Origin of the sequence: Noviherbaspirillum autotrophicum (genome assembly GCF_000818395.1) — a bacterium.
In the GTDB taxonomy this organism is placed as follows: domain Bacteria; phylum Pseudomonadota; class Gammaproteobacteria; order Burkholderiales; family Burkholderiaceae_D; genus Noviherbaspirillum; species Noviherbaspirillum autotrophicum.
The window spans coordinates 3156851-3180760 of sequence record NZ_JWJG01000028.1; the positions used below are offsets into that span (position 1 = coordinate 3156851).

22 protein-coding genes and 1 other RNA gene are annotated in these 23910 nt (G+C 60.7%); 3 read left to right on the forward strand and 20 right to left on the reverse strand.

Going from position 1 to position 23910, the window contains the following annotated elements:
- Positions 1 to 104: 104 nt before the first annotated feature.
- The 15 genes from TSA66_RS15825 to TSA66_RS15895 all read right to left on the reverse strand — a co-directional run bounded on the left by TSA66_RS15825 (position 105) and on the right by TSA66_RS15895 (position 15362).
- Positions 105 to 1946 (reverse strand): nitric oxide reductase activation protein NorD, encoded by a 1842-nt coding sequence (locus TSA66_RS15825; protein ID WP_040040693.1) that lies wholly within the window; start codon positions 1944 to 1946, stop codon positions 105 to 107.
- A gap of 1 nt (position 1947) precedes the next feature.
- Positions 1948 to 3012 carry a 4Fe-4S binding protein gene (locus TSA66_RS15830; protein ID WP_084199654.1) on the reverse strand — a complete coding sequence of 355 codons (1065 nt, stop codon included), beginning with the start codon at positions 3010 to 3012 and terminating at the stop codon, positions 1948 to 1950.
- Positions 3009 to 3824: a CbbQ/NirQ/NorQ/GpvN family protein gene (locus tag TSA66_RS15835; RefSeq protein WP_040040694.1), complete on the reverse strand. Its 816-nt coding sequence runs from the start codon at positions 3822 to 3824 to the stop codon at positions 3009 to 3011. Before TSA66_RS15835 ends, TSA66_RS15830 begins: the two co-directional genes overlap by 4 nt.
- A 52-nt stretch (positions 3825 to 3876) precedes the next feature.
- Entirely contained in the window at positions 3877 to 4128 is a 252-nt protein-coding gene (locus tag TSA66_RS15840) for a cytochrome C oxidase subunit IV family protein (RefSeq protein WP_040040695.1), read from the reverse strand.
- A gap of 7 nt (positions 4129 to 4135) precedes the next feature.
- Positions 4136 to 4729 (reverse strand): cytochrome c oxidase subunit 3 family protein, encoded by a 594-nt coding sequence (locus tag TSA66_RS15845; RefSeq protein ID WP_040040696.1) that lies wholly within the window; start codon positions 4727 to 4729, stop codon positions 4136 to 4138.
- 52 nt (positions 4730 to 4781) lie between these two features.
- Entirely contained in the window at positions 4782 to 6158 is a 1377-nt protein-coding gene (locus tag TSA66_RS15850; RefSeq protein WP_040040697.1) for a cbb3-type cytochrome c oxidase subunit I, read from the reverse strand.
- 42 nt (positions 6159 to 6200) lie between these two features.
- Positions 6201 to 6626: a c-type cytochrome gene (locus tag TSA66_RS15855; protein WP_040040698.1), complete on the reverse strand. Its 426-nt coding sequence runs from the start codon at positions 6624 to 6626 to the stop codon at positions 6201 to 6203.
- Positions 6627 to 7254: 628 nt separating this feature from the next.
- On the reverse strand, positions 7255 to 8811 hold the full coding sequence (locus TSA66_RS15860) for a nitrite reductase (protein ID WP_040040699.1): 1557 nt from the start codon (positions 8809 to 8811) through the stop codon (positions 7255 to 7257).
- Positions 8808 to 10010 carry a heme d1 biosynthesis radical SAM protein NirJ gene (gene nirJ, locus TSA66_RS15865; protein WP_040040700.1) on the reverse strand — a complete coding sequence of 401 codons (1203 nt, stop codon included), beginning with the start codon at positions 10008 to 10010 and terminating at the stop codon, positions 8808 to 8810. Before nirJ ends, TSA66_RS15860 begins: the two co-directional genes overlap by 4 nt.
- 10 nt (positions 10011 to 10020) lie before the next feature.
- On the reverse strand, positions 10021 to 10518 hold the full coding sequence (gene ahbB / locus TSA66_RS27365) for a siroheme decarboxylase subunit beta (protein ID WP_040040701.1): 498 nt from the start codon (positions 10516 to 10518) through the stop codon (positions 10021 to 10023).
- Positions 10515 to 10964 carry an Lrp/AsnC family transcriptional regulator gene (locus TSA66_RS27370; protein WP_040040702.1) on the reverse strand — a complete coding sequence of 150 codons (450 nt, stop codon included), beginning with the start codon at positions 10962 to 10964 and terminating at the stop codon, positions 10515 to 10517. Before TSA66_RS27370 ends, ahbB (TSA66_RS27365) begins: the two co-directional genes overlap by 4 nt.
- The gene (gene ahbB / locus TSA66_RS15880) at positions 10951 to 11964 is read right to left on the reverse strand and encodes a siroheme decarboxylase subunit beta (RefSeq protein WP_040040703.1); all 1014 of its coding nucleotides are present in this window, start codon (positions 11962 to 11964) and stop codon (positions 10951 to 10953) included. The genes TSA66_RS27370 and ahbB (TSA66_RS15880) overlap by 14 nt, the downstream gene beginning before the upstream one ends.
- Before the next feature lie 10 nt (positions 11965 to 11974).
- Positions 11975 to 13159, reverse strand: a complete 1185-nt coding sequence (locus TSA66_RS15885; protein WP_094299070.1) for a cytochrome D1 domain-containing protein — start codon at positions 13157 to 13159, stop codon at positions 11975 to 11977.
- Positions 13155 to 13565, reverse strand: a complete 411-nt coding sequence (locus tag TSA66_RS15890) for a c-type cytochrome (RefSeq protein ID WP_332309944.1) — start codon at positions 13563 to 13565, stop codon at positions 13155 to 13157. The genes TSA66_RS15885 and TSA66_RS15890 overlap by 5 nt, the downstream gene beginning before the upstream one ends.
- A 105-nt stretch (positions 13566 to 13670) precedes the next feature.
- The gene (locus TSA66_RS15895; RefSeq protein ID WP_040042666.1) at positions 13671 to 15362 is read right to left on the reverse strand and encodes a nitrite reductase; all 1692 of its coding nucleotides are present in this window, start codon (positions 15360 to 15362) and stop codon (positions 13671 to 13673) included.
- A gap of 276 nt (positions 15363 to 15638) precedes the next feature.
- Here TSA66_RS15895 and cobA point away from each other — a divergent pair, with 276 nt between their 5' ends.
- Positions 15639 to 16463, forward strand: coding sequence for a uroporphyrinogen-III C-methyltransferase (gene cobA, locus TSA66_RS15900; RefSeq protein WP_052452375.1), 825 nt, complete (start codon positions 15639 to 15641; stop codon positions 16461 to 16463).
- A gap of 72 nt (positions 16464 to 16535) precedes the next feature.
- On the opposite strand, the gene TSA66_RS15905 is transcribed toward cobA, so the two are convergent.
- Entirely contained in the window at positions 16536 to 17495 is a 960-nt protein-coding gene (locus tag TSA66_RS15905; protein ID WP_040040705.1) for a c-type cytochrome, read from the reverse strand.
- A 429-nt stretch (positions 17496 to 17924) separates the two neighbouring features.
- Here TSA66_RS15905 and TSA66_RS15910 point away from each other — a divergent pair, with 429 nt between their 5' ends.
- Positions 17925 to 18203, forward strand: coding sequence for a DUF4148 domain-containing protein (locus tag TSA66_RS15910; protein ID WP_040040706.1), 279 nt, complete (start codon positions 17925 to 17927; stop codon positions 18201 to 18203).
- 497 nt (positions 18204 to 18700) lie between these two features.
- Here TSA66_RS15910 and rnpB read toward each other — a convergent pair.
- An RNA gene (gene rnpB / locus TSA66_RS25885) (RNase P RNA component class A) lies at positions 18701 to 19040 on the reverse strand.
- Positions 19041 to 19350: 310 nt separating this feature from the next.
- Between rnpB and TSA66_RS25665 the strand changes: the two genes are divergently transcribed.
- Entirely contained in the window at positions 19351 to 19854 is a 504-nt protein-coding gene (locus TSA66_RS25665) for a hypothetical protein (protein ID WP_052452376.1), read from the forward strand.
- 113 nt (positions 19855 to 19967) lie between these two features.
- On the opposite strand, the gene TSA66_RS25670 is transcribed toward TSA66_RS25665, so the two are convergent.
- The 3 genes from TSA66_RS25670 to TSA66_RS15935 all read right to left on the reverse strand — a co-directional run bounded on the left by TSA66_RS25670 (position 19968) and on the right by TSA66_RS15935 (position 23892).
- Entirely contained in the window at positions 19968 to 21386 is a 1419-nt protein-coding gene (locus tag TSA66_RS25670; RefSeq protein WP_084199658.1) for a DUF4142 domain-containing protein, read from the reverse strand.
- 431 nt (positions 21387 to 21817) lie between these two features.
- Positions 21818 to 22585, reverse strand: a complete 768-nt coding sequence (locus TSA66_RS15930) for an enoyl-CoA hydratase (protein WP_040040707.1) — start codon at positions 22583 to 22585, stop codon at positions 21818 to 21820.
- Between the two features lie 110 nt (positions 22586 to 22695).
- The gene (locus TSA66_RS15935) at positions 22696 to 23892 is read right to left on the reverse strand and encodes an acetyl-CoA C-acyltransferase (protein WP_040040708.1); all 1197 of its coding nucleotides are present in this window, start codon (positions 23890 to 23892) and stop codon (positions 22696 to 22698) included.
- Between the last annotated feature and the right edge of the window lie 18 nt (positions 23893 to 23910).

The following is a 23910-nucleotide window of genomic DNA, read 5'->3' on the forward strand; positions in this document are numbered from 1 at the left end:
GACAACAAGAAATAATAAAATTGACTCAAGTCAAAACATCCCGAAGAAATTCCGGTTAGCACAAGGCGAAATCACGGTGCCCGCCAGGCACGTATTCCCGGCCTTCACTGCGCTTCAGTCAGCTGCACATACAGGCGCGGTAAGACTTCCGGCAGCATCGCGGCATCCCTGACCACGACATAGCCGCTGGCGCCGAACAGGTGCGGCAGATAGTCGCCGGCCTGCTCGTCGATGGTCACGCAGAACGGCGTCAGTCCGAGGCGGCGCGCTTCCTGGATCGCCACGCGCGTATCTTCCACGCCATAGCGGCCCTCGTACTTGTCGAGGTCGTTGGGCTTGCCGTCGGTGAGGATCAGCAGCAGCCGGCGCGCCGACTTCTGCTTGGACAGGATCGCGGCCGAATGGCGGATCGCCGCGCCCATGCGGGTATAGAAGCCGGGCTTGAGTGCGGCCAGCCGCCCGCGGATGGTGCCGTTGTAGCGTTCGTCGAAACCCTTGAGCAGGTGGTAGCGCACGTTCTGCCGCCGCACCGAGGAAAAGCCGTACAGTGCGAAGCGGTCGCCGGTCGCCGACAGCGCCTCGCCGAACAGCAGCAGGCTGTCGCGGATCACGTCGATCACGCGCGCCGAATTGTTGATCCAGGCGTCGGTCGACAGCGACAGGTCCGCCAGCAACAGGCAGGACATGTCGCGCGACTGGTTGCGGCTGTCGATGTACAAGCCGGGCTCGCCGACAGGTACGCCGCTGGCCTTTTCCGCCGCATAGCGCACGCAGGCATCCATGTCGAGGTCGCTGCCGCTGGCTTGGGCACGCAGGCGCGAACGCTGCGGCGCGAGCGCCTGGAACTGGTTGCGCAGGCGCTTGGCCGTGCCGCGCAGTGCCTGTGGCAGGTCGCACGGCTCGGCATCGCGCGCCACCAGCATTTGCAGGCTGCAGTGCGCCGGCTGCATCTGCTGCTTGCGGAAATCCCATTCCGGCAGCGGGATGCCGTCGGCCAGCACCAGATCGTCGTCCGCTTCGGCCGGCAGGTCGAGATCGAAACGGATGCGGCTGGACGTGGTCTTGCCGTCGTTGGCTACGCTGAGGAAATCGAGGTCATTGGCCGCCCGCGCGGCATCCTCGTTGTCGTCCTCGTCGAGCGCGCGGTCGACCTTGACGTATTCGGCCCAGGAAAACAGGCTTTCGGCGCGGAACAGCAGCATGAACGGGCTCTTGTTTTCGGGCACGTCCACCGATTGCGCGCGGCGCTTGCGCGCCTCGGCGTCCTTCTGCACCTTGCTGCCCTCGGGTTGCTGCGGCTCGCCCTGGCCTGCCTTGCGCGGCTCGCCGCCTGCCGTCGGCGGTTCCGGATGCAGCCAGAGCGGCACCGGTGCGGGCTGCTCCCTGCCAAGAATGAAGGTGTCGATCGAGCCGGGTTCGCGCAGCGCGGCGCGGATGGTGTTTTCAGCAGCGGCAGTGGCCAGCTCCATGCCAGCCGGGTCGGGCCGCCGCGCGATTTCTGCGTCGACCAGCTTGCGATAGCGCACCGCCAGGCCGGGCAGCGCCTGCAGCGTTGCCAGCGTCGCCTGCTGGTTGCGCACGATCCAGCTCGCGTGGGGCGCCACGTCGTGCGCCGCCAGTGCGATCAGCCACAGGTAGAGTTCGCGGTTGAGCGCGCGCTCCGGGAATACGTCGATCGACAGCGGCAGATACAGCGTCGCCTCGTCAGCCCAAGCCAGTTCCACCTTGTCGCCGATGCCGGCGATGCGCTCCAGCCAGCTGCGGCGCGCGCCCTGCGTGGTAGCCGTGCCGGCGCGGATGCTCAGGCCGGCGTCGCCGCCGAGCGCGCGGAAGAAGATCGGCGCAATGCGCTCCATTTCCTTCAATTCGACGCGCTCCTTCGGAAAGCCGCGGTAGGCGGTGCGCGTGATCAGCTTGTCCCACAAGCCTCCGACGAATTCTTCCATGTCAGTGCTCCTTGTCCGTTGAGGCCGCGTCGGCCGGAACGCTCTTGAGCATGATCCGGCGCGCCGCGCCTACGTTGAATGCGGCTTCCGATTCGGCGCGCATGTCATGCACCCAGTTCAGCAGCGTACCGGAAGGGTTTTCTTCCTGCGTGTGCTCGCAGGCGTCGACGCACTGGCCGCACTGCACGCACGCAAACATCATGCGCTTGACGTTGCGCGGATTGAGCCGCATCGGGCAGACGTGGTCGCAGGCGGAAAAGCAGGTGGAGCAATCCTTGGCGCGCTCGCGCTTGAAGCCGACCACCATCGCCTTGTCGTTGGCCATCCATGCCAGGCTCTGGAACAGGCCGATGGCGCAGGCGTAGCGGCAGAACAGGTGGCGCGCGAACATGAATTCGATGAAGAACGCGATGCTTGCCGCGGACAGGAAAATGGTCTGGTTGCGCGTCGGCGTGCCGTGCCACAGGTTGCCGTAGATTTCAGCCGGCGGCAGCAGGTAGGTCAACAGCACCACCGCCCACAGCATCGCGCACAGGATCACCAGCGGCAGCACGGCAAACCACCAGATCGCATCCGGCTTGGTTTCGCTGCCGTCGGGATTGCGGGCCGGTACTTGCTTCTTGTCCCACAGGCTTTGCTTGCCGATAGCCCGGCGCAGGGTCTGGTTGATGGTTTCGACGATCGAAAAGTGCGGGCAGAGCCAGCCGCAATACAGCCGTCCCCATTTCCAGCTGACGTAAATCAGCGTGCCGCCGATGCCCAGCAACGGCAGGAAGCCCCGCAGCACCAGGTTCAACGCCGCCTGCGCGGGACTGGCGCGTCCGGCGACGAAGTCGTCCAGCCCGAGCGTCCAGTCGAGGCCGAAAAAAATGAAATGCTTGACGTTCAGGTCGAGCCGGAAAATGTCGAAGATCGGCGCAAAAATGAACAGCAGGAAAAAACCGGCCTGCGTGATCTGGCGCCAGCGCTGCACCGGCAGGCCCAGCCAGCCGGCCTTTCTGGTGCCGACGTGCGGGGCAACAGCAGGGCCGGTGGACGGCAGCGGGCGTGCGGCAGTCGGTTTCATCGCCCGAACGTGGCCTTGATGACTTCGAGCAGCGCCGTCGCGGTATCGGCATCGTCGGTCAGCGGCTCGACCAGCGCTGCCTCGCAGGCTTCCACCGGATCGCATCCGGCCTGCATCAGGCTTGCGGCGTAGACCAGCAGGCGCGTCGATGCCGCCTCTTCGAGGTCGTGGTCCTTCAGCTGGCGGAAGTGCCCGACCAGCGTCACCAGCTGCTTGGCGCGCATCGCGTCGATGCCGGTTTCTGCCATCACGATCTTCTGTTCCAGATCGGCCGGCGGGAAGCCGAAATTGATTGCGACGAAGCGCTGGCGGGTGGACGGCTTCAGGCTTTTCAGCAGGTTCTGGTAGCCCGGGTTGTAGGACACCACCAGCATGAAGTCGTCGGGCGCCTGCAATTCCTCGCCGGTGCGTTCGATGGGGAGGATGCGGCGGTCATCGGTCAGCGGATGCAGCACCACGGTCGTGTCCTTGCGCGCCTCGACCACTTCATCCAGATAGCAGATGCCGCCCTGGCGCACGGCGCGCGTGAGCGGGCCATCCGACCAGATGGTCTGCCCATCGCCGATCAGGTGGCGGCCGACGAGGTCGGCGGCGGTCAGGTCATCGTGGCAGGCCACCGTGATCAGCGGGCGCGCCAGGCGCGCCGCCATGTGCGCAACGAAGCGCGTCTTGCCACAGCCCGTCGGCCCCTTGATCAGGAGCGGCAGGCGATTGCGGAATGCATATTCGAACAACGCGCATTCATTGCCGACCGGCTGGTAAAACGGGATATCCAGCACGGCCTGCAGTCCGGGAGCGGTGATGTCGTTCATGTCATTTCTCCGATAGTCAATTGAGTGCGGCGCGCGGCATGTTGAACCGGCATTAGCGGAAGGCATAGGTAATGGAGCCTACCACGACGACCAGCCAGCCGAGCACCAGCCAGCGCCATGGTCCGGCGATGCCCTGCAGGGCCATGAAGCGATCGATCACGATTCGCCCCTTGACCAGCGTTGCCGCCAGCACGGGAAGGATGATGGCGCGCCCGGACATGCCGAACTCCGCCAGGCCGAATGTCACTGCAGTCAATGCCAGCAACATCATCCACTGCAAGGTCGCTGCTTTTTGTGCGTTCATGATGAGCTCAGTGCAATACGTAAATCAACGGGAACAGGATGATCCAGACCAGATCGACCATGTGCCAATAGGCGGCGCCGGTTTCGACGCCGGCATGCTCGCTCGCGCTATAGCCGCCGTTGCGCGCCTTCAGGGCGATGGCGGCGAGAATCACCATGCCGAGAATGACATGCATGAAATGGAAGAAGGCGAGTCCGAGGTAGAACATGTAAAAGGTATTGGTCGACATCGTGATGCCTGCCTCGACCTTGGCGGCGAATTCGATCACTTTCAGCACCACGAAAATACTGCCGCATCCCAGCGCGGCGGCCAGCCAGCGCGCGCAGATTCGGCCATCATTGTTGCGGATCGCGGCGGATGCGCGTACCACGAAATAGCTGCTGGTGATTAACACCACGGTATTGATTGCGCCGCTCACCCGGTCCAGCTCCAGCTGGGATGCGTTGAACAGCTCGACGTTGCGCGCTCGCGCAAACGCATAAGCAAGGAAGAAAATGCCAAATACAAGCAGTTCGGCAAGGATGAAGCACCACATCGCCAAGTCGCCCGGCAATGCGCGGTCCCGCGCATGTGGTGCAGAAGGTAAGGCAGTCGTAGTCATTTTTTGAAACCCGCCCGGTTGGTTCCGGGCGGGTTGAGAGGATCAGAGAGGATTAGGCCGCAGCCGCGTCCTTGCCCTTGATGAAGAAGCTAGCGATGTACAGCAGCAGACCGGCGAAGAACACGAGACCGGAGAATTCACGCAGCCAGTAGAAGATCGACAACTGGTCCTGCGTTGCCATGAACGACATCGGCGTCGAGGCCACGCGCTGCAGCCAGACTTGCAGGATACCTGCGGCGGTCAGGAACAGCGTGATCAGCACCATCGCGATGGTCATCATCCAGAATGCGGCCATTTCAACTACCTGTGCGGCACGGCTGTTGGCGGCACGGCCACGCAGCAACGGCATGACATAGCTGATCATGGTCAACACTACCATCGCATAGGCGCCGTAGAACGCCATGTGGCCGTGGGCAGCGGTGATCTGCGTGCCGTGGGTGTAGTAGTTCACCGGAGCGAGCGTATGCAGGAAGCCCCACACGCCTGCGCCGAGGAAGGCCATCACGCCGGTACCAAGCGCCCACAGAACGGCAGCCTTGTTCGGATGCTCGCGGCGGCGACGGTTCACCATGTTGAATGCGAATACGGTCATCATGAAGAACGGAATCGGTTCCAGAGCGGAGAACACGCTACCCCACCATTGCCAGTATTCCGGTGCGCCGATCCAGAAGTAGTGGTGGCCGGTGCCGAGCAAGCCGGAGATCAGCGACATCGCGATGATCACGTACAGCCACTTTTCGATCACTTCGCGGTCCACGCCGGTTACCTTCACCAGCACGAAAGCCAGCAACGAACCCAGGATCAGTTCCCACACGCCTTCCACCCAGAGGTGAACGACCCACCACCAGTAGTACTTGTCCTTGACCAGATTGGTCGGGTTGTAGAACGAGAACAGGAAGAAGATCGCCAAGCCCCACAGGCCAACCATCAAAACCAGGCTGATGCTGGTCTTGCGGCCGCGCAGCACGGTCATGGAGAGGTTGTACAGGAAGCCCAGCGCGACGATGACGATGCCCACCTTGGTCGGCAGCGGCTGCTCGAGGAACTCGCGTCCCATCGTTTCCAGCAGATCGTTACCGGTAAGTTTAGCCAGCGTTGCGTACGGCACGGCCAGGTAGCCGACGATGGTCAGCGCGCCGGCGACGAGGAAGATCCAGAACAGCGCCAGTGCCAGCTTCGGGCTGTGCAGCTCGCGCTCCGTTTCCTCCGGGATCAGGTAATACGCGGAACCCATGAAGCCGAACAGCAGCCACACGATCAGCAGATTGGTGTGCACCATCCGCGCCACGTTGAACGGTATGGCCGGGAACAAGAAGTCTCCGACGACATACTGCAGGCCCATGATGAGGCCGAACACGATCTGCCCAAGGAAGAGGCCGATCGCCGCGATGAAATAAGGCTTCGCGACTGCCTGAGATTTATATTGCATACGATTCTCCTGCTGTGTGCATTTTTTGACTTGATCCTTTGATTAACCCTCGATATTCGGCGGCCACTTGGCGGTATTGATCTCGGAGGTGTACTTCAGGAAGTTCACCATGTCGTCGAGTTCCGCGTCGGTCAGGTGGAATTGCGGCATCTGACGGCGGCCAGGAGCCCCGGTCGGTTGCGACTTGATCCAGGCCTTGATGAATTCCGGGCCGCGGCGCTTGTAGACGTTGCCAAGTTCCGGCGCAAAGTAGGCGCCCTCGCCCAGCAGGGTGTGGCAGCCGATGCAGTTACGCGTTTCCCAGATGTGCTTGCCGCGCGCTACAGAGTCGGTCAGATTGGCGCGGTTATCCCGCTTGGGCAGCGTATTCATCGTGTCGAACGTCATGGCGACGAACAACAGGAAGAAGAACACCGCACCGCCGTAGAAAATATTTCTGGCGGTCGATTTGGTGAAGGCTGAGCTCATTTGGTTTGATTCCTTTCGTCATGGTCCGCGATTGATGCCTGCGGTGGTGTACCTCTGCAGCTGGCGATGCTCGGTCGTGCGCTGCACCCTAAATAAAACATCTATTTAAAATGAATTATATATTTCAAATGCATCTTTTTCCAAGCGCTGAATGGGCATTTGCTTTCTCCTTTTGTTAAATAAACTTGTTGAAGTGCTGTAGGTGTGCGCGATGCACGGATCCGAATCAGGCAGTCACCGATATTCGGCAGACCGCACACCAGCCTTGCGGCGCATGTTCATTCAGGAGGGCCAAGTCCCGCGATGCGCAACGCTGCGAATACAGCGCTGCGGTCCTACGATCGACCTTTCTGCCTAGCTTGTTTTTTGCCTGGTCCATGTTCTCCTTCCCTGTAATGAATGCCATCGAGGTTAACGATTGCATGGCAGGCAATATTCATAAGATGTATTGTTGATGCACATTATGACTGCCTGCCTGCATGAAAAAACATGATCTAGATCAATTTAATCCGGGTGCCTCAGAATCCCGCCCAGAATCACGGTTTCATCAGGTTCGAATTTTTGATCCGACGCGCCCCACGCGCCGGCAATCACGCCCGCCCGTGTGGCCCGCCTGTGCTGCCCGCCCTCAGTGGCTGGTTCCCGCCGAGCGCGTGATCTTGTTGTACACGTTGTATTTGCCGGATGGTTTTTTCATCGGGATGCGCTTGACTTCCTTGAGCGTGCGCGCATCGTAGATCACCAGTTCGCCATCCATCTCCCAGATGCTGACCAATGCATATTTGCCATCGCGGGTGAATTCGGTATGGGCGGCCACCTTGCCGGGGCTGGGACGCAGCTGCGCGACGACTTCGAGCTTTTGCTTGTCGATGATCTGAATGACATCGCGGTCCTTGCTGCCGTTGAATACGTCGACCCAGGCGTATGGTGTGTTCTCATGGCTGCGCATGAAAAAGCCGGGCCCGAGGGTCTTGATGTGCTTGACGGTTTGCCAGGTCTTCATGTCGATGACGGTGACCTCGCCTTCCTTCAGGTTGGGCGTCGCCATCACCGGATGTCCCTGGTATTCCCAGGTGATGCCGGAACCCAGGTGCGGCATGCCGGGCAGATCGATGTTGGCAATCTTGCGGCGCACATTCAGGTTCACCACCTGGCTGTGTCCCTCGCGCGAGGAGCCGATCATGTTGTCGTAGCCGGCATCGAAGAAGAAGTCGTCGAGATAATCGTCGAGCATGATGCGGCGCACCGGAAACGGACCGGGCACCGCCAGGCCTTCGGCCATCTTGTAGTCGTGCACCAGGCCGTTGTAGACGGGCGCGGCATGTTCGTCATAGGTCAGTTCCCATACCTCGGGAATATCCTTGAGCGCGGCGACGAAGCTCTTGCGCGGCCCGGCATCGTACACGGCAGACACGCGTGACGACTTGCCGTTCTCATCCTTCACGTCGATCACCTTGATCGGCGACAGGTCGCGCGTATCGAGCACCACCAGCGTATGCGGCAGGTAGTTGGCCACCATCGCGAAGCGCCCGTCGCTCGACACCGCCAGGTTGCGCGCATTGATCCCGGCGCGCACCTCCGCCACCAGCTTGAGATTCCAGATATCGTATTTGGCGATCCAGCCGTCGCGCGAGGCGAAATACACATAGCGCCCATCCGGCGAGAACTTCGGCCCGCCGTGCAGCGCGTAGCGCGTGGGGAAGCGCGTGATCGGCTCGAGCTTGTCGCCGTCGAAAATCGTGGCGTGATGATCGCCCAGCTCGACCACGACGAACAGGTTGAGCGGATCGGCCTTGAATACCGGCTTGTCCGGCAGGCTGCCCGGCTTGACATGCTCGATGCGCGATGCACGGATCTGTTCCAGCCCCCACACCGGCGTTACGGCCGGCGGCGTATAGATCAGCTCGGCAAGCTGCTTGATCTCGTCGGCGCTGAGCTTGGCCGAAAACGCCGGCATCTGGGTCGCCATGCGGCCGTCGCTGATGGTCTTGAGCGCGTCGGGGCGACGCAGACGTTCCAGGTTGCCCGGCAAAAGCGCGGGACCCGCGCCGCCCAGGCGGTCGGCGCCATGGCAGGATGCGCAATGGGTCTGGTACAAGGCGTTGGCATCCGTTGCGGCCCAGGCGCCGCCATAGCGCAGCGACAGCAATGCGGTGGCGGCGGTCAGAATAATGCGCCAGTTCATGCAGCCTCCGCCGGCCGGATCTTGAAATACGGCTTGAGCTGCACCCTTTCGCGCTCGCCCGACACGCCGATCTCTTCATCGGTCAGGTAGCAGGCTGGGTCTTCCTGCCACGGATCGCCGGTCAGCTGCATCGCGCGCACGCGGGTATTGCCGCCGCAAACGTCGAAGTAGGTGCATTCGCTGCAGCGTCCCTTTATGCTGCGCGGGCTGGCTTTCAAGCCGGCCATCACCGGGTCGGAAGTATCCATCCAGATCTCGGAGAACTTGCGTTCGCGTACATTGCCGAGGTTATGGTTCCACCACATCGTGTCCGGGTGCACGTTGCCGAGGTTGTCGATGTTGGCTACGTTGACACCGGAAGAATTGCCGCCCCATTGCGCAAGTTTGGCGCGCAGGTGCGCTTCCCGTTCCGGCATGTGCTTGCGCACCCAGTGCAGCAGATAAACACCGTCGGCGTCGTTGTTCCCGGTCACGAACTCCTTTTGCGCGCCGCGCTGCAGATCGGCCCAGCAGGTGTCGAACAGCAGGTTCATCGCGTTGCGCGTGGTTTCCAGGAAGGCGTCGCGCGCGCGGTTGGTATTGCCGCGGCCGGCATAGTTTAGGTGCGACAGGTAGAACTTGTGGATGCCTTCATCGTCGATCAGCTTGAGCAGCGCCGGCAGGTCGTGCGCATTGCCTTGCGTGAGCGTGAAGCGCACACCGACCTTGATGCCCTGGTCACGGCACAGCCGCACGCCTTCCAGCGACGCGTCGAACGCGCCCTTCTTGCGGCGAAACATGTCGTGCGTACCCTTGATGCCGTCCAGGCTGATGCCGACGTAGTCGAAGCCGACTTCGGCGATCTTGTCGATGTTGCTGCGGTCGATCAGCGTGCCGTTGGACGACAGGCCGACATAGAATCCCATTGCCTTGGCGCGCTTGGCCACGTCGAAAATGTCGGGGCGCAGCAGCGGCTCACCGCCGGACAGAATCAGCACCGGTACGCGGAAGGCGCGCAAGTCGTCCATCACCGCGAATACTTCGTCGGTGGAGAGTTCGCCGGCGAAGTCGGTATCGGCCGACAGCGAATAGCAATGCTTGCAGGTCAGGTTGCAGCGGCGGATCAGGTTCCAGATCACTACCGGACCGGGCGGGTTGCGCTTCGGGCCGAGCGGCGTCGGATTGGCGATTTCATTCATGTATTGGGTGATGCGGAACATGATTTTTCCTTTATCCGGCAGCGGCGATGCGTAAACCGGTTTTCTTGAGAATTCGGGTGCTGTACAGGATCTGGTGGTCGCGCACATGCTCGCCCAGCAGTTCGGCGATCTTCGCAACCTTTTCTTCCACTTCGTCGCGCGTCTTGCCATGGACCATCGCGAACATGTTGTAGCGCCAGTGCGGCAGGCGGCGCGGGCGGCGGTAGCAGTGGCTGACGAATTCCAGCTGGCCGACGCGCTCGCCGAGCGCATCGATGACCTCGTCGGGCACGTCCCACACCGACATGCCGTTGGCGCGGTAGCCGATGGCGTAATGGTTCGGCACCACGCCGATGCGGCGGATCACGCCCAGCTCCAGCAGGCGGCGCATACGCGTCATGACGTCTTGCGGATCGAGCTTGAGCTGCTCGGCGATGGCGTGGTACGGGCGCGCCACCAGCGGCAAGCCCTGCTGAGTCGCGACGATGAGCGCGCGATCGACGGCATCGATTTGGGGCCGCTCGTTCATGGCGCCACCTTCAGTTTCAGTTCGACAAAATACTCGCGCGACTTCGGGAAGTTGAAGACTTCGCATCCCGTTTCCCGTTCGATCTGTTCGATGACGGCATCGATCTGCTGCGGCGTTTCGGTGGCCACCACGAACCACATGTTGAGCGCATGCTCGCGCGCATAGTTGTGCGCCACTTCGGGCAAGGCGTTGACCTTTTCCGCGATCTGGTCGTATGTCGCCTGCGGTGCGCTCAGCGCCGCCAGCGTGAACGCGCCGCCCATGCGCTCGATCTGGTACAGCGGGCCGATACGGGTCAGGACCTTGCGTTCCAGCAGGCTGGTCAGGCGCGCCAGCAATTCATCCTCGCCAATGCCGATGCGCTGTGCGGCTTCCAGGTAGGGACGCTCGCAGACAGGCAGGTCGCCCTGCAGAGTATTGATGATCGCGCGGTCAATCGCGTCCATGGGTAGCCTCGGATAATGCGGCGTAATGCGCGCCGCGCTGCTTGAAGCGGCGGCAGCTGAACAGCACGTTGCTGGGATAGGCGTCGAGTTCGCAGGCGGCGGCCAGCGCCTCGACCTGCGCTTCGACATCGGCGCGGTCCTTGCCGTGAATCATGCAAAACAGGTTGTAGCGCCAGTCCGGCAGCTGGCGGATGCGGCGGTAACAGAGGGTGACCCGGCCGCTGGCAGCGATGCGCCGCCCCACTGCACTGACTTCGTCGTCCGGCACATCCCATACCACCATGGCATTGGAGGTATAGCCCAGCTCGTGGTGCCGCACGATGACGCCGAAGCGCTTGATGACGCCTTGTTCCAGCCACTGCGCGATGGTGGCGATGGCCTCGCCTTCCGGCAGTCCGAGGCAGGCGAACGGGCGCTCGACCAGCGGCAAGCCGCCCTGCAATGCGGCCACCAGGATTTTCTCCGATTCACCCAAGGTGACGACCGGCGGTTTGCATGCGCGCGCCGATTCCTGCACGCGGCCTGCATTCGCCGCCGGACCGCTCGCCAGGTCGAATCCGAGATCGATGTGAAAGTCTTCCAGCATCGGCAGAACCAGCAGCGAGCCGCACTGGCACTCTTCCTGGATTTCCGTCATGACCGCGCGCAGGCGCGAGGTTGACGGCGCTGTGGCGACAAACCACAGGTTGAAGCGGTGCTCGCGCTGATAGTTGTGATTGACTTCGGCAAAAGCGCTGACGTAACGCGCCACCTCGTCGAGCCGCTCGGCGGGCACTGACAGCGCAGCCAGGGCACTGGCACCGATCGCGTTCGGCCGGAACACGGCGCCCACGCGCCCGACCGAGCCGCAAGCGTGCAGGCGCTGCAGCGTGTCGATCACCGCCGATTCGTCCATGCGCAATTCGGCAGCCAGCTTTGCAAACGGGCGCGGCACCAGCGGAAAGTCGCGCTGGAAGGAATTGAGCAGTTTGAATTCGTCAGGTGTCAGGCCGCTGTCCATCTTGCCTCCATCAGAATCCGGTGCGCCCGGCACGCGTCGTGAAGAAGATGCCGCTCGGTGCGGCCGCCGGCAGCACGACGCGTTGCGCGAAGCTGACCGTGTCATACACCACGACGCGGTTGTCGTCGCGCGCCGAAATCCATACCGATTCGCCGCGTGGCGTGAACTCCATGTGCAGCACCGCCCTGCCCGGCTCCAGCCGCTTGACGACACTGCGCGTCTCGACGTCGATCACCTGCACGCTGCCATTGTCGGGGAAGGCGAAATTCACCCAGATCTGGCGCCCGTCGGGCCGCGCCATCACGAACACGGGTTGGCCCGCGACGGCAATGCGGCCCGCCTCTTTCCAGGTTTCGGTATCGACCACCAGCACTTCGTGATGGCCGATCGCCGGCACATACGCATATTTCCCGGCCACGGCCCAGCCGCGCAGATGCGGCATCTTGTACACCGGGAGCTTTTCCTGCCCCTTGCCGTAGCCATCGAGGATGCGGCGCACACCTTTTTCCGGATGCCACATGTCGAGCATCGCCATGCCGTCTTCGCCGAACAGGCCGGCCAGATAGTAGCGCCCATCCGGCGTGATCATGCCATCGTACGGCTCGCGCCCGGCGTTCCTGTATTTGTCGATACGCGGCGCGCCCGGATTGCTGAAATCGCCGACCCAGATTTCGCCGGCATCGAACAGGCTCCAGACGAAGCAGTTGCCCGGCGCATCGGCCAGCCCGACCACCTTTGAACGCTGTCCCTGGGTGCCGAATTCAGCCGGGACATCGGCCAGCAGTTCCAGCGTATCGGCCTTGAATACCTTGACGCCGCCCGGCGCATAGTTTTGCGCGGCGATCAGGCTGCCGTCCTGCGACACGGCGCCGCCGATGCTGTTGCCGGCCTGAATGATGCGGCGTTCCACCACGCCCTTGAGCAGGTCGACCTTGGACAGGCCGCCGTCGCGCCCGAATACATAGGCGTAGCGCCCGTCGCGCGAATAGACCAGCGACGCATGGGACAGGTCGCCCAAGCCCGGCACGGTCGCAATCGACTTCAGCTGCGTGGTGTCGACGATCTGTACCGTGCCCGAGGCGCGCTCGATCACCACGCCGAGGTCGCCCGTGCCGCGCAAGGCCGGCGCCGCGCAGCCGGCAAGCGCGAGTGTTGCGCCCAGCAGCGCAGTCGTTACGAATTGCGACGGCTTAATCACTTGGAAATCCTTTCTGCAGATTGGTCACGATCCATTCGGCCTCGGCTTCATTCATGAAGCGCTGCCACGGCGGCATGGCCGTTCCGGGTCGGCCCTGGAGGATAGTGGCCTTGAGGCTGTCTGCAGGCTTGTCCTGCAGCGCCTGCGGCAACAGGGCCGGGCCGAGCCCGCCCTTGAGAGTCAGGCCGTGGCAGGAGCCGCAATCCTGGCGCACCAGGTTAATCAGTTCGCTGCGGCGTGCAGCGTTGGGTTGTGCGACCGGCTCCGACGCCGATACATAATCGGCAGCGCTAGCGCCGGCCAGCATGAATAGGGCCGCAATGATGCGGGAAGAAATGCGATTGAAGCGCCGCGCCTGGGGCGGTGTTGCCCGTCTCGTGTTTGCACCGGGTGCCGGGTTCATGTTGCGGCTCTTCCGTAGAAGTTGAGAAAAACGAATCGAGCGTTACTGCGTTTTTCGGTGCCGGGGCAGGTCCGGCCTTGCGGCTTGTTCCTGCCCCGTTTCCGATCAATAAATGTCGTGCTGCGTGTTGTTGACGTTGAACTTGCCTGTCGGCGTGACCAGCTTCGGATCCTTGATCACGGTCTTCAGCTTGCGGGTCTTGTCATCCACGACCACGACTGCCGAGGTCTTGTCCTTGGCATTCCACACCGAGAACCAGACTTCGTCGCCAGCCTTGTTGTACTCCGGCTGCACGACGCGCTTGGCGCCTTCGCCCAGGTTAGCCCATTCGGCGATCGGCAGGACTTCAAAGCCCTTGTCGAGGTTGTTGATGTCATACACCGCGACCGACTGGCTGACCTTCGCATCCGGGTTCAACGGAGTGTCGACCCACAGGTTCTTCGACTTCGGATGGGTCTTGATGAACAGCGAACCACCGCCCTGTCCCTTCACCGTTGCGACGACCTTCCATGCCTGTGCCTTATGCTTGACAGGGTCGGTGCCGATCATCGAGATCGAATCGTCGCCCAGGTGGCTGGTAGCCCAGACCGGACCGAACTTCGGATGCACGAAGTTGGCGCCGCGTCCCGGGTGCGGGGTCTTGCCCACATCCACCAGCGCTGCCAGCTTGTCTTCCTTGGTGTCGACCACGGCGATCTTGTTCGATGCGTTGGCAGCGACGAGGAAGTAACGGCCGGTCGAGTCGAAGCCGCCGTCATGCAGGAACTTGGCAGCGTCCAGCGTCGTCGTCTTCAGGTTGTTCAAGTCCTTGTAGTTGACGATGTAGATCTTGCCGGTTTCCTTGGCGTTGACCACGAATTCCGGGTTGTAGTGCGAAGCCACGATCGAGGCTACGCGCGGTTCCGGGTGGTACTCGTTATCCACGGTCATGCCGCGGGTCGAGACGATCTTCAGCGGCTTGAGCGTGTCGCCTTCCATCATCACGAATTGCGGCGGCCAGTAGGTGCCGGCAACGGCGTACTTGTCTTCGTAGCCCTTGAACTTCGAGGTTTCGACCGAACGCGCTTCCAGGCCGACCTTGATTTCGGCGACGTTGTCCGGCTTCTCCATCCACAAGTCGATCAGGTTGATACGCGCATCGCGGCCGATCACGTACAGGTAGCGGCCGGAAGCCGACATGCGGGAGATGTGCACCGCATAGCCGGTCTTGACGATGTTGATGATCTTCTTGGTGTCGCCGTCGATCAGCGCCACTTCGCCGGAGTCACGCAGGGTGGTCGAGAAGATGTTGGCAATGTTGTAATTGTTCATCTTCTTGGTCGGACGCTTGGCAACCGGGATGTACTCCTTCCAGGTCGACTGCATGTCCTTGATGCCGTATTCCGGCGGGGTCGGCGGCTCCTGCTGCACGTAGCGCGCCATCATGTCGACTTCCTTCTCGGTCAAGTCGCCCGAAGTCTGCCAGTTCGGCATGCCGGCCGGCGAGCCGTAGGCGATGAAGACTTTCAGATAGTCGGTGCCCTTGGCGAGCGTGATGTCCGGGGTCAGCGGCTTGCCGGTGGCGCCCTTGCGCAGCACGCCGTGGCAGCCGGCGCAGCGCTCGAAATAGATTTGCTTGGCGCGCTCGAACTCCGCCTTGGTCATCGGCGGCGCCTTCGGATTGATATTCTGGTGCATTTCTTCAGCGGCCAGTGGCGATGCTCCGGCCTGGTACTTCAGTTCTGCGCCCTGGTGCGGCTTATCTTCAGCATAAGCAACCCCTACTGCAAGCGGCAATGCGGCGAGCATTGCTGCCATGGGCTTGAGGAACGGTGTGTTCAACTTCATTTTTTTCTCCCGTAACGAGGATGGCGACTGCAATTTGATTCGAATGATTTCGAACCGAACCTAATAACGCTCACAAAGGGCGGTACTTATTGACCGCTATATTTCTCGATGCTCGCTAGAGTGCGCTTTTGCAAATTTCAAATCCTTAACTCGAATCAATTTTTTTCCGACTTGCAAGTTATAAATTGGGACCCATTCCAAACAACAGGACTCCGGCGATCAATTTCGCGGACACCAGGTGCACCTATGAGCAATCGGCCTCCCTTTCTGCAATCGCTGGACCTGGACCAACCCGGCACACGCACCGGCACTGTCTACCTGGTCGGCGCCGGCCCGGGCGATCCCGAACTTCTGACGCTGCGCGCGGCGCGCCTGCTGGGCATGGCCGACGTGGTGGTGTATGACAATTTGGTGGGCAAGGGGATACTCGACATGGCCCGTCCCGACGCCGAGCGCGTCTACGTCGGCAAGCAGAAAGACAACCACACGCTGCCGCAGCAAGAAATCAATGCCTTGCTGGCGCGTCTGGCGAAACAGGGGAAGCAGGTGGTCCGGCTCAAGGGCGGCGATCCCTTCATCTTCGGGCGCGGCGGCGAAGAGCTGGAAGTGCTGGCCGAAGAAGGCATCCGTTACGAAGTCGTGCCCGGCATTACGGCGGCCAGCGGCGTATCGTGCTATACCGGCATTCCGCTCACGCACCGCGACTACGCGCAATCCTGCCTGTTCACCACCGGCCACCTGAAGGATGGCAGCCTGAACCTGGACTGGGAAATCCTCGCGCATCCGCGCCAGACCGTGGTGATCTACATGGGGCTCGGCGCACTGCCGGAAATCAGCAGCAAACTGGTTGAGCAAGGCCGCGCCGCAAGCACGCCGGTGGCGGTCGTCGAACAGGGAACGACACGCCGCCAGCGCGTAGCCACGGGCACGCTGGCGACGATTGCGGAACGTGTCGCCGAGCAGAAGTTCAAGTCTCCCTGCCTGATCATCGTGGGCGAAGTGACTCAGCTGCACGACAAGCTGCAGTGGTTCGCGGGGTCAGTGCCGCAACTGGCGACAGCGGTCGCCTGAAAAACGACAGGCCCGCAGCCAGGGCCTGCGTTTACCATCGGAGACGAGCGCGCCCCTGGCGGGCTCTTCACATCACTTGGGCGGATAAATGCCCTTGTCCCGCGCCTGCTGGATCGGCTGCCACGGACCGTATTTATGCTGCTCCGCCGAGAAACCCGGCGTGTATGGCGGAAAAGCGGCGTCGAGCGGCTTGTTTTTACGCGCCGGGAAATCGGCTTCCAGGTTCGCCTTGGCCGGCCTGGGTTGGCTATTGATGTAAGCAGCGACGTCGAACGCCTGCTCATCGGTCAACACCGTGTTGGCATGTGTGGTCCCGCTCGGCATATTGCCCTTGATGAAGCCAGCCGCCAGCATGCCGCGCGCCATGCCTGCACCATTGTTATAGCTGTCCGCTCCCCACAACGGCGGGAACTGGTAACCCTCGCCATCACCTACCGCGCCACGCCGTAAACCCTGTCCGTTCTCGCCATGGCAGGCGACGCAGTAACCCATGTAAACCTGCTTGCCCAAGGCCGGATCGGCGGCACGTTCCAGCACTTTTATACGCAACACCCCGCCGCCGTCGAGCTTGTCTCCGACGGCGCGGCCGGTAGACAGGAAATGCAGATAGGTGACCATCGCCTTCATGTCGTCGCCCTCGAGAGGCAGCTTGCGCCCATTCATGCTGCGTTCCATGCAGCCGTTGATGCGCTCCTCGATGGTCGACACCGCGTCCTCACGCCCGCGGTACTGCGGAAAACCGACGTAGGTGCCGACCCAGGGATTGCCGAACTTGCGCATGCCGGAGTCGACGTGGCAAGACACGCATGCAAGGTTGTTGCCGGCGTAGCGCCTGGCTGGATCTTTCGCCTCCGGCCCGAGGTACTTGTAGGTTTGATCCATGAGCAGCTTGCCCTGCCTGACCATCTGGCCATACTTGTCATTCGGTAGCTTGTCGATGTCGGGCGTCTTCCAGTCGGCTTGCGCCAGCGCGCCCTCCGTTATCGCCATGCCGACGACGAGTCCGAGAAGCGTTCTTCGTATTGTTTTCATCGCCTTTCTCCCATAAAAAACATGACCACGGGACCGCATGGTGCCGTGCGCTGCGGTTCTGTGCTCAAAACCGTCCTAGGTCAGCAGTACGCCATACACCGTCGATGTTGAGAATCACGCGGATGTCGGCGTCGAAAATTTCCGTGATCGCCCCTTAAAACTTTCCAATGAGCAATTCAATAACCACTATATGTATGCGGTTATTCAGTACCAATGACATAGGTCAAAAATTCCAGAGGCTTTGTTTTTCCATCAATTATTTCAGAAACAGAAATGATGTCTTTCTAAATACCCTATTTTTTGCATCACTTGCACCAAATACACTGTGCTTCATCGATGAGGGCACCTCGTACTCACCGACGCAGGGTCGAAGCGGCAGATGCAGCTGCATGATCCCGAGTCAGCCACTTAATTTTTTGGAGAATGAAAATGAATGCGAAACAATTGATTGCTGCTGTTGCCGTGTTTGCCGCTACCGGGTCCACCTTTGCCGCCGATACTACAGAGTACGTCGACTTCAACGGTGTTCAGTCGACCAAAACCCGCGCCGAAGTCCGCTCTGCAATCCAGCAAGGCCCGGCCGCGCAAAGCAAGGAGTATGTGGAATTCATCAATGTCGCTTCGACCCGGTCGCGCGACGAAGTGCGCAAGGAAGCAGTCCAAGCTGCGCGCAGTTCGCGTGCAGACAACACCTACTTCGGCAGCTGATTGAGCCGTGCCACCTAAAGCGCCGCTACGATAGCGGCGTTTTTTTTAAGTCCGGCATGAGAACAGGCATCACGAGGCAGTGGCTGCTCCGTTCTGCGCAACGATGAAACAGTATGCAGACACACGGAGCGAAAGCACTTGCGCATGACGTTGGCCACGGCAATGACGACTTACCGCTGCATGGGCAGAGTTGGGAAGGCCACGCGCTATCGAGGCGAGAAACTGTTTTGGGACGAGAGCCTGTTGGTCGTGGGATGAAGCCAGGCAGACGGGATGACGGTTCCGGTTGCACCAGATTGAAACTACTTGGCGGCCGCCAGAATTCTTGGTCCACCGGAAGCCATCCTTCGCGATTTGCGATTGTCCATCCCACGGCCAACAAGCTCTGGAGTTGGAAGTGTACTGAGCCCGCCGGGTGGCGCGTTGAGTTCAGTCAAGCGGCAGCTAGCGGCAAACGCCGCAATCGATTGCGCGCAATGGACGTTACCAAGGAAGAAGTGTGAAGCAAGCCGATAGGCCGGATTCTGTTACGGCAGGTTGCCCTGCTATGACAGCCATTCCTCTAGGCCGTGGATTACTCCACGGCTCAAGCTTCCTACCCGCACGCTCCGCGAGCAGCCTCAATGCGTGCCTATTTGGAATTGCTCCGGGTGGAGGTTACCGCGTTTCACCGTAACTTAATACGCTCGTCTCTGTGGCCCTATTCCTCACCTTATACCGCCCCGGCTTGCGCCGGGTAGGCTTTCAGCGTACGGCCGTTAGCCGTCACCCTGCTCTATGGAGTCCGGACCTTCCTCCCGCTATCTTGCGATAGCCAGCGGCTGTCTGGCCTGCTTCACACCGCATTGTACCGTAGCGACACGTGGACCGTGGCAACCTTTTCCGCGCTCGAAGCACTGTGGATACGGTTCCCGTTAAAGATGGGACGATGAACATGCGGAATTGCCTACGACGTATCGTTGCCGCAGGAGAGTCGGCGACATGCCGGCATTACGACATCAAGCGCAAATCAAGTTGCCTCAACATCATTTCCAACTAACAAATTTTGAACTTTGCCGCCGCCGGTCGAATTTTTTCGCGCAAATATTGTCAAGGAATACGTCATCGCGCGATCATCTGATTCAGACCGAGGATTCTCTTCAGGCATATGGCACTGGTTTCCATCACCGAGGCTGCGAAACTTGTTCGCAGAAACCGCTCGACCCTTTATCGCGACATCGAGAAAGGGCGCCTGAGCAAGACTGTCACGCCGGAGGGCGAAACGCAGATCGAAACTTCCGAGCTGCTGCGCACCTACGGACGGCTTCATCCCAGCGAAGACGATGATCCGGATGATCGTACCCGGGAAAGAACGCGTATCGCCATACTGGAAGAGAGAACCCGTTCGCTGGAACGCGCGCTCGCGCTGGAAGCGGAATTGCGAAAGGTAAAAGACCAGGTCACCAATGAATTGCGCGCGCGGCTCGCCGACAAGGACAATGTGATCAAGGCGCTGGAGAGCAAGGTGCTCTTTCTGGAATACGACAAGCAAGTCGAGTCATTGTCGCCGGATCAGCTCCCGGAACAGGTCGCGAAACCGGATAAACCGAAAACCGCGGAACATGTGATGCCCAAGAAGGGATGGTGGGCACGATTTCTCACGAAGCGGTAAACCCCGCCTCACACAAGGCCGCCGCCGGGTTAAGGCCGCGGCTCCGCCATTGAAGGCGCCAGGCGCCGGCATCGCCACGCGCCTGGCGCACAGCTGCACCTGTCACACAGTGTTCACGGCGCTGGTGACGCGAATTGTTGCAGCAGTTGCTGCGCCTGCGCCAGGTGCCCGCTCAACACCGGCAATACCCCTTGGGCAAAACTCTGGATATCCGCGTTGCTGGCATTCTGCGCTTGCGCTGTTGCCAGCGCCACCGCCGTCCGGTGGTTCTGCACATTGAGATCCATGTATGCGCGGTCGAAATCTATCCCGGATTTTCCCAGCAAGTCGATCAAGGCACGCAACTGCTCCGGCGGCAGCTCCAATGGCAAAACGAGACTACGCGTCTGAGCCAGCTGGATGATCTGCTTGTTGGCGGCAGTGTGGTCATCGATCACCTGTTGCGCAAACGCTTTCACTTGTTCGTTCGCGCTCTGCTGCAACGCGAGACGAGCGAGTTGTATTTCCATCCTTCCGCTCTGGAATGCGCTATACAAAAAACTTGGCTCGATGCCACGGTCGATAGCGAGCGCCGCCACCAAGTGCAATGCCAGCACCGGCAAGGCCTTCTGCGCCAGGTTCTTCACGTCGGGGTCGCGCCCCTGGTCCGACTGCTGCCGTGCCTGCCGCACATCCATCACATGCGCAACGACATTCTTGTCCATGTAGGCCTTGTCGAAATCCGCGCCTGACAGCTGCGCGAATGCGTCGGCGACAACCTGCTGCTCGGATGATAGCGCCGTCGGCAGCGTTACACCCTTTTGCTGTGCTAGTGCCGCAAGCTGGTTGTTTGCCTGTGTGTGGTCGTCGATCATGCGCTGTGCAAAGCGCTTGACGGCGTCGCTCGTTGTGCGCTCCAGTGCCAGTTGGGACAGTTGGATCTCGGCCAGCCCGTCGCGGTAGGCACTGACCAGGAAAGCCGACGGGTCAAGCAGGTTGTTGATTTCTTCTGCCAGCGCGAGGTGGATTTTCAGTATCGGCAGGCTGGCGTCCGCGAGCGCCTGCACATCAGCATCATTTCCTTGCAGTGCCTGCAGCCTGGCAGCGGCCACATCCTTGTCATGCGCAGCGACATTTGCGGCCATGTAAGCGCGGTCGAATTCATCGCCCGACAAGGCAGCCAGCCGGTCGGCCAGAGCTTTCTGTTCAGGCGAGAGATCAGTCGGCAAGGCAATGTTCTTGCTTTGCGCGAGTTGTGTCATTTCGTTGTTCATCCGCGTGTGGTCGTCGATCATGCGCTGCGCGAAATTCCTCACCTCGTTATTCCCGGCTTTTTGCAGTGCAAGCTGTGACAACTGGATTTCCGCCAAACCATCCTGATACGCATCCATCAAGAACTGAGTGCTATTGAGGGCGGTGTCCGCGACAACTGAGTTAGCCAGCATCGCGGCGGGTGCCGCCGACGCGCCAGCCACGCTTCCGGTTCCACTTCCCCCACCGCAACCGGCGAGTGCGAGCATCACAAGAACTAAAGAAAGCTTTTTCTTTTTCATTGCAGGACTCCAATACAGGAAATACCGCACCAAGGTCTGATGTTTCAGCGGATAAGGAAGATGAAACGAGGCACGATAAACATGCACCGAACTTGAACGACGTGTCCGGAGGTGAATTGAAAACAAGCCGGAAGCCGTGGCTTGAGCGTGGCGTCCGACCGAGGAGAATTCAATGTAGGCGCCAGATGCGGGAAACACCAGAATTAGATCGACGGTCGCATGCGAAAGAGCATTGCACTCTTTCCGTCACTCATATGAGGGACGCCACAGGGTAGGCCCGTCGCATTGAATTTCGGCCATAAAAAAAACCCCGCTGAACAAATCAGCGGGGTTTCATGCGCGAGGTCGTTGATGGGAACAGCATTTGTTGCTGCGATAAAAACCGAATGGCGACCTTCAGCGCATGGTGCGCTTGATGCGGCAACCGGCAGTTATGCAAACTTGGTGAAGTCAGGGCGCCGTTTCTCGAAGAATGCGGTAAATGCTTCTTTTGCTTCCTTCGCAATCAGCATTTCGCCGAAATGCTTGTTTTCGTCCATCATGCGTGCGTCAACAACAGCAGCTTGCGCGCCTTTCATCAAGCGCTTGGTCACACGCAGCGACGACGCCGGCAAGGCAACCAGTTTAGCCGCCTGCCCATGCGCAAATGGCACCAGGTCGTCGATTGGCAACACGCGGCTGACCAGTCCCATCTCATACGCTTCCTGCGCCGAAAAAGCTTCACCGAGCATCAATTTTTCCGCCGCCCGCTGATAGCCGACCATTTGCGGGAACAGCATGCTGGAAGCGAACTCCGGACACAAGCCAAGCTGCGTGAACGGCATCGCGAATTTCGCGTTTTCCGCCGCATACACCAGGTCACAATGCATCAGTAGCGTCGTACCGATCCCCACCGCATTGCCGGCCACGGCGGCAACCACCGGCTTGCTCGCTGAACTCAGCGCGCGCATGAATTGCGCTACCGGCCGATCGCCGACCTCGGCTGATTCATTCTTCAAAAAGTCGTCAAGATCGTTCCCGGCAGTGAATACTTCCGGCTTGCCGATAATAAGAATGGCGCGTACGGCGGCGTCGCCTTCCGCATTCCTGATCGCATCGGCCATCATCTGATACATCGCGGCGGTAATCGCGTTTTTCTTCTCCGGCCGATTGAACTCAATCGTCAGGATGCCATTCGCCTTGCTGGTCAAAATATCCATGAACTCTCCTATGAAAAAGCCGCACGGCTTGCGGCCGTACGGCTTTTAACTGATGCCCCGAATTGGTCCGGCATATCCCACTTCTAAGTTATGCCATGGCGCAACATATCTTACACGCGTTCGAAAATACCCGCAGCGCCCATGCCGGTGCCGACGCACATGGTGACCATGCCGTACTTCAGGTTCTTGCGGCGCAGTGCGTGAATCACAGTCGCGGAGCGGATCGCGCCGGTCGCGCCCAGCGGGTGGCCCAACGCAATCGCGCCGCCCATCGGGTTGACCTTGGACGGATCAAGGCCGAGGTCCTGCACCACTGCCAGCGATTGCGCAGCGAATGCTTCGTTCAGCTCGAACCAGTCGATCTGGTCTTGCGTGATGCCAGCGGCGCGGCATGCAGCAGGAATTGCTTCCTTCGGACCGATACCCATGATTTCCGGCGGCACGCCGCGCACGGCGAACGACGAGAACTTGGCCAGCGGGGTCAGGTTGAACTGCTTCAGGATTCTTTCGGAAACCAGGATCAGCGCGCCTGCGCCGTCGGAAGTCTGCGAGCTGTTACCGGCAGTGACCGAACCCTTGGCAGCGAACACCGGCTTCAGGCGAGCCAGGCCTTCCATGCTGGTATCCGGGCGGGCGCCTTCGTCCATGTTGACGGTGCGGGTCTTGATGTCGATCTGGCCGGTTGCCAGGTTCGGGATGCGCTCGATGATTTCAACTGAAGTCATTTCGTCGTTGAACTCGCCGGCTTGTTGTGCGGCGATGGCGCGACGGTGCGATTCCACCGCAAACTGGTCCTGCGCTTCGCGCGAGACCTTCCACTGCTGAGCGACCTTCTCAGCGGTCAGGCCCATGCCGTAGGCCATGCCGATGTTTTCATCCTTGAAGGTGTTCATGTTGATCGACGGATGGTGGCCCATCATCGGCACCATCGACATCGACTCCGCGCCGGCGGCGATCATCACGTCGGCCTGGCCGACCTTGATACGGTCGGCAGCCATCGCGACGGCGGTGATGCCGGATGCGCAGTAACGGTTGATGGTGACGCCGCCGATGGTGTTCGGCAGGCCGGCCAGCAGGATGGCGTTACGTGCCATGTTCAGGCCCTGCTCCGCTTCCGGGAACGAGCAGCCGACGATCGCGTCTTCGATCAGTTTCGGATCCAGGCCCGGCACTTGCGCAATCGCGGACTGGATCGCACGCACCAGCAGGTCGTCCGGACGCACGTTCTTGAACATGCCGCGCGGCGCCTTGCCGATCGGGGTGCGGGTAGCGGCGACAACGTAAGCTTCTTGAAGTTGTTTAGTCATTTTGTATGCTCCAAATCC

Bases quoted from the DNA above. Each gene is read 5' to 3' on its own strand.
- TSA66_RS15825 (WP_040040693.1), bottom strand. From the start codon at position 1,946: ATGGAAGAATTCGTCGGAGGCTTGTGGGACAAGCTGATCACGCGCACC.
- TSA66_RS15830 (WP_084199654.1), bottom strand. From the start codon at position 3,012: ATGAAACCGACTGCCGCACGCCCGCTGCCGTCCACCGGCCCTGCTGTT.
- TSA66_RS15835 (WP_040040694.1), bottom strand. From the start codon at position 3,824: ATGAACGACATCACCGCTCCCGGACTGCAGGCCGTGCTGGATATCCCG.
- TSA66_RS15840 (WP_040040695.1), bottom strand. From the start codon at position 4,128: ATGAACGCACAAAAAGCAGCGACCTTGCAGTGGATGATGTTGCTGGCA.
- TSA66_RS15845 (WP_040040696.1), bottom strand. From the start codon at position 4,729: ATGACTACGACTGCCTTACCTTCTGCACCACATGCGCGGGACCGCGCA.
- TSA66_RS15850 (WP_040040697.1), bottom strand. From the start codon at position 6,158: ATGCAATATAAATCTCAGGCAGTCGCGAAGCCTTATTTCATCGCGGCG.
- TSA66_RS15855 (WP_040040698.1), bottom strand. From the start codon at position 6,626: ATGAGCTCAGCCTTCACCAAATCGACCGCCAGAAATATTTTCTACGGC.
- TSA66_RS15860 (WP_040040699.1), bottom strand. From the start codon at position 8,811: ATGAACTGGCGCATTATTCTGACCGCCGCCACCGCATTGCTGTCGCTG.
- nirJ (WP_040040700.1), bottom strand. From the start codon at position 10,010: ATGTTCCGCATCACCCAATACATGAATGAAATCGCCAATCCGACGCCG.
- ahbB (WP_040040701.1), bottom strand. From the start codon at position 10,518: ATGAACGAGCGGCCCCAAATCGATGCCGTCGATCGCGCGCTCATCGTC.
- TSA66_RS27370 (WP_040040702.1), bottom strand. From the start codon at position 10,964: ATGGACGCGATTGACCGCGCGATCATCAATACTCTGCAGGGCGACCTG.
- ahbB (WP_040040703.1), bottom strand. From the start codon at position 11,964: ATGGACAGCGGCCTGACACCTGACGAATTCAAACTGCTCAATTCCTTC.
- TSA66_RS15890 (WP_332309944.1), bottom strand. From the start codon at position 13,565: ATGAACCCGGCACCCGGTGCAAACACGAGACGGGCAACACCGCCCCAG.
- TSA66_RS15895 (WP_040042666.1), bottom strand. From the start codon at position 15,362: ATGGCAGCAATGCTCGCCGCATTGCCGCTTGCAGTAGGGGTTGCTTAT.
- cobA (WP_052452375.1), top strand. From the start codon at position 15,639: ATGAGCAATCGGCCTCCCTTTCTGCAATCGCTGGACCTGGACCAACCC.
- TSA66_RS15905 (WP_040040705.1), bottom strand. From the start codon at position 17,495: ATGAAAACAATACGAAGAACGCTTCTCGGACTCGTCGTCGGCATGGCG.
- TSA66_RS15910 (WP_040040706.1), top strand. From the start codon at position 17,925: ATGAATGCGAAACAATTGATTGCTGCTGTTGCCGTGTTTGCCGCTACC.
- TSA66_RS25665 (WP_052452376.1), top strand. From the start codon at position 19,351: ATGGCACTGGTTTCCATCACCGAGGCTGCGAAACTTGTTCGCAGAAAC.
- TSA66_RS25670 (WP_084199658.1), bottom strand. From the start codon at position 21,386: ATGAAAAAGAAAAAGCTTTCTTTAGTTCTTGTGATGCTCGCACTCGCC.
- TSA66_RS15930 (WP_040040707.1), bottom strand. From the start codon at position 22,585: ATGGATATTTTGACCAGCAAGGCGAATGGCATCCTGACGATTGAGTTC.
- TSA66_RS15935 (WP_040040708.1), bottom strand. From the start codon at position 23,892: ATGACTAAACAACTTCAAGAAGCTTACGTTGTCGCCGCTACCCGCACC.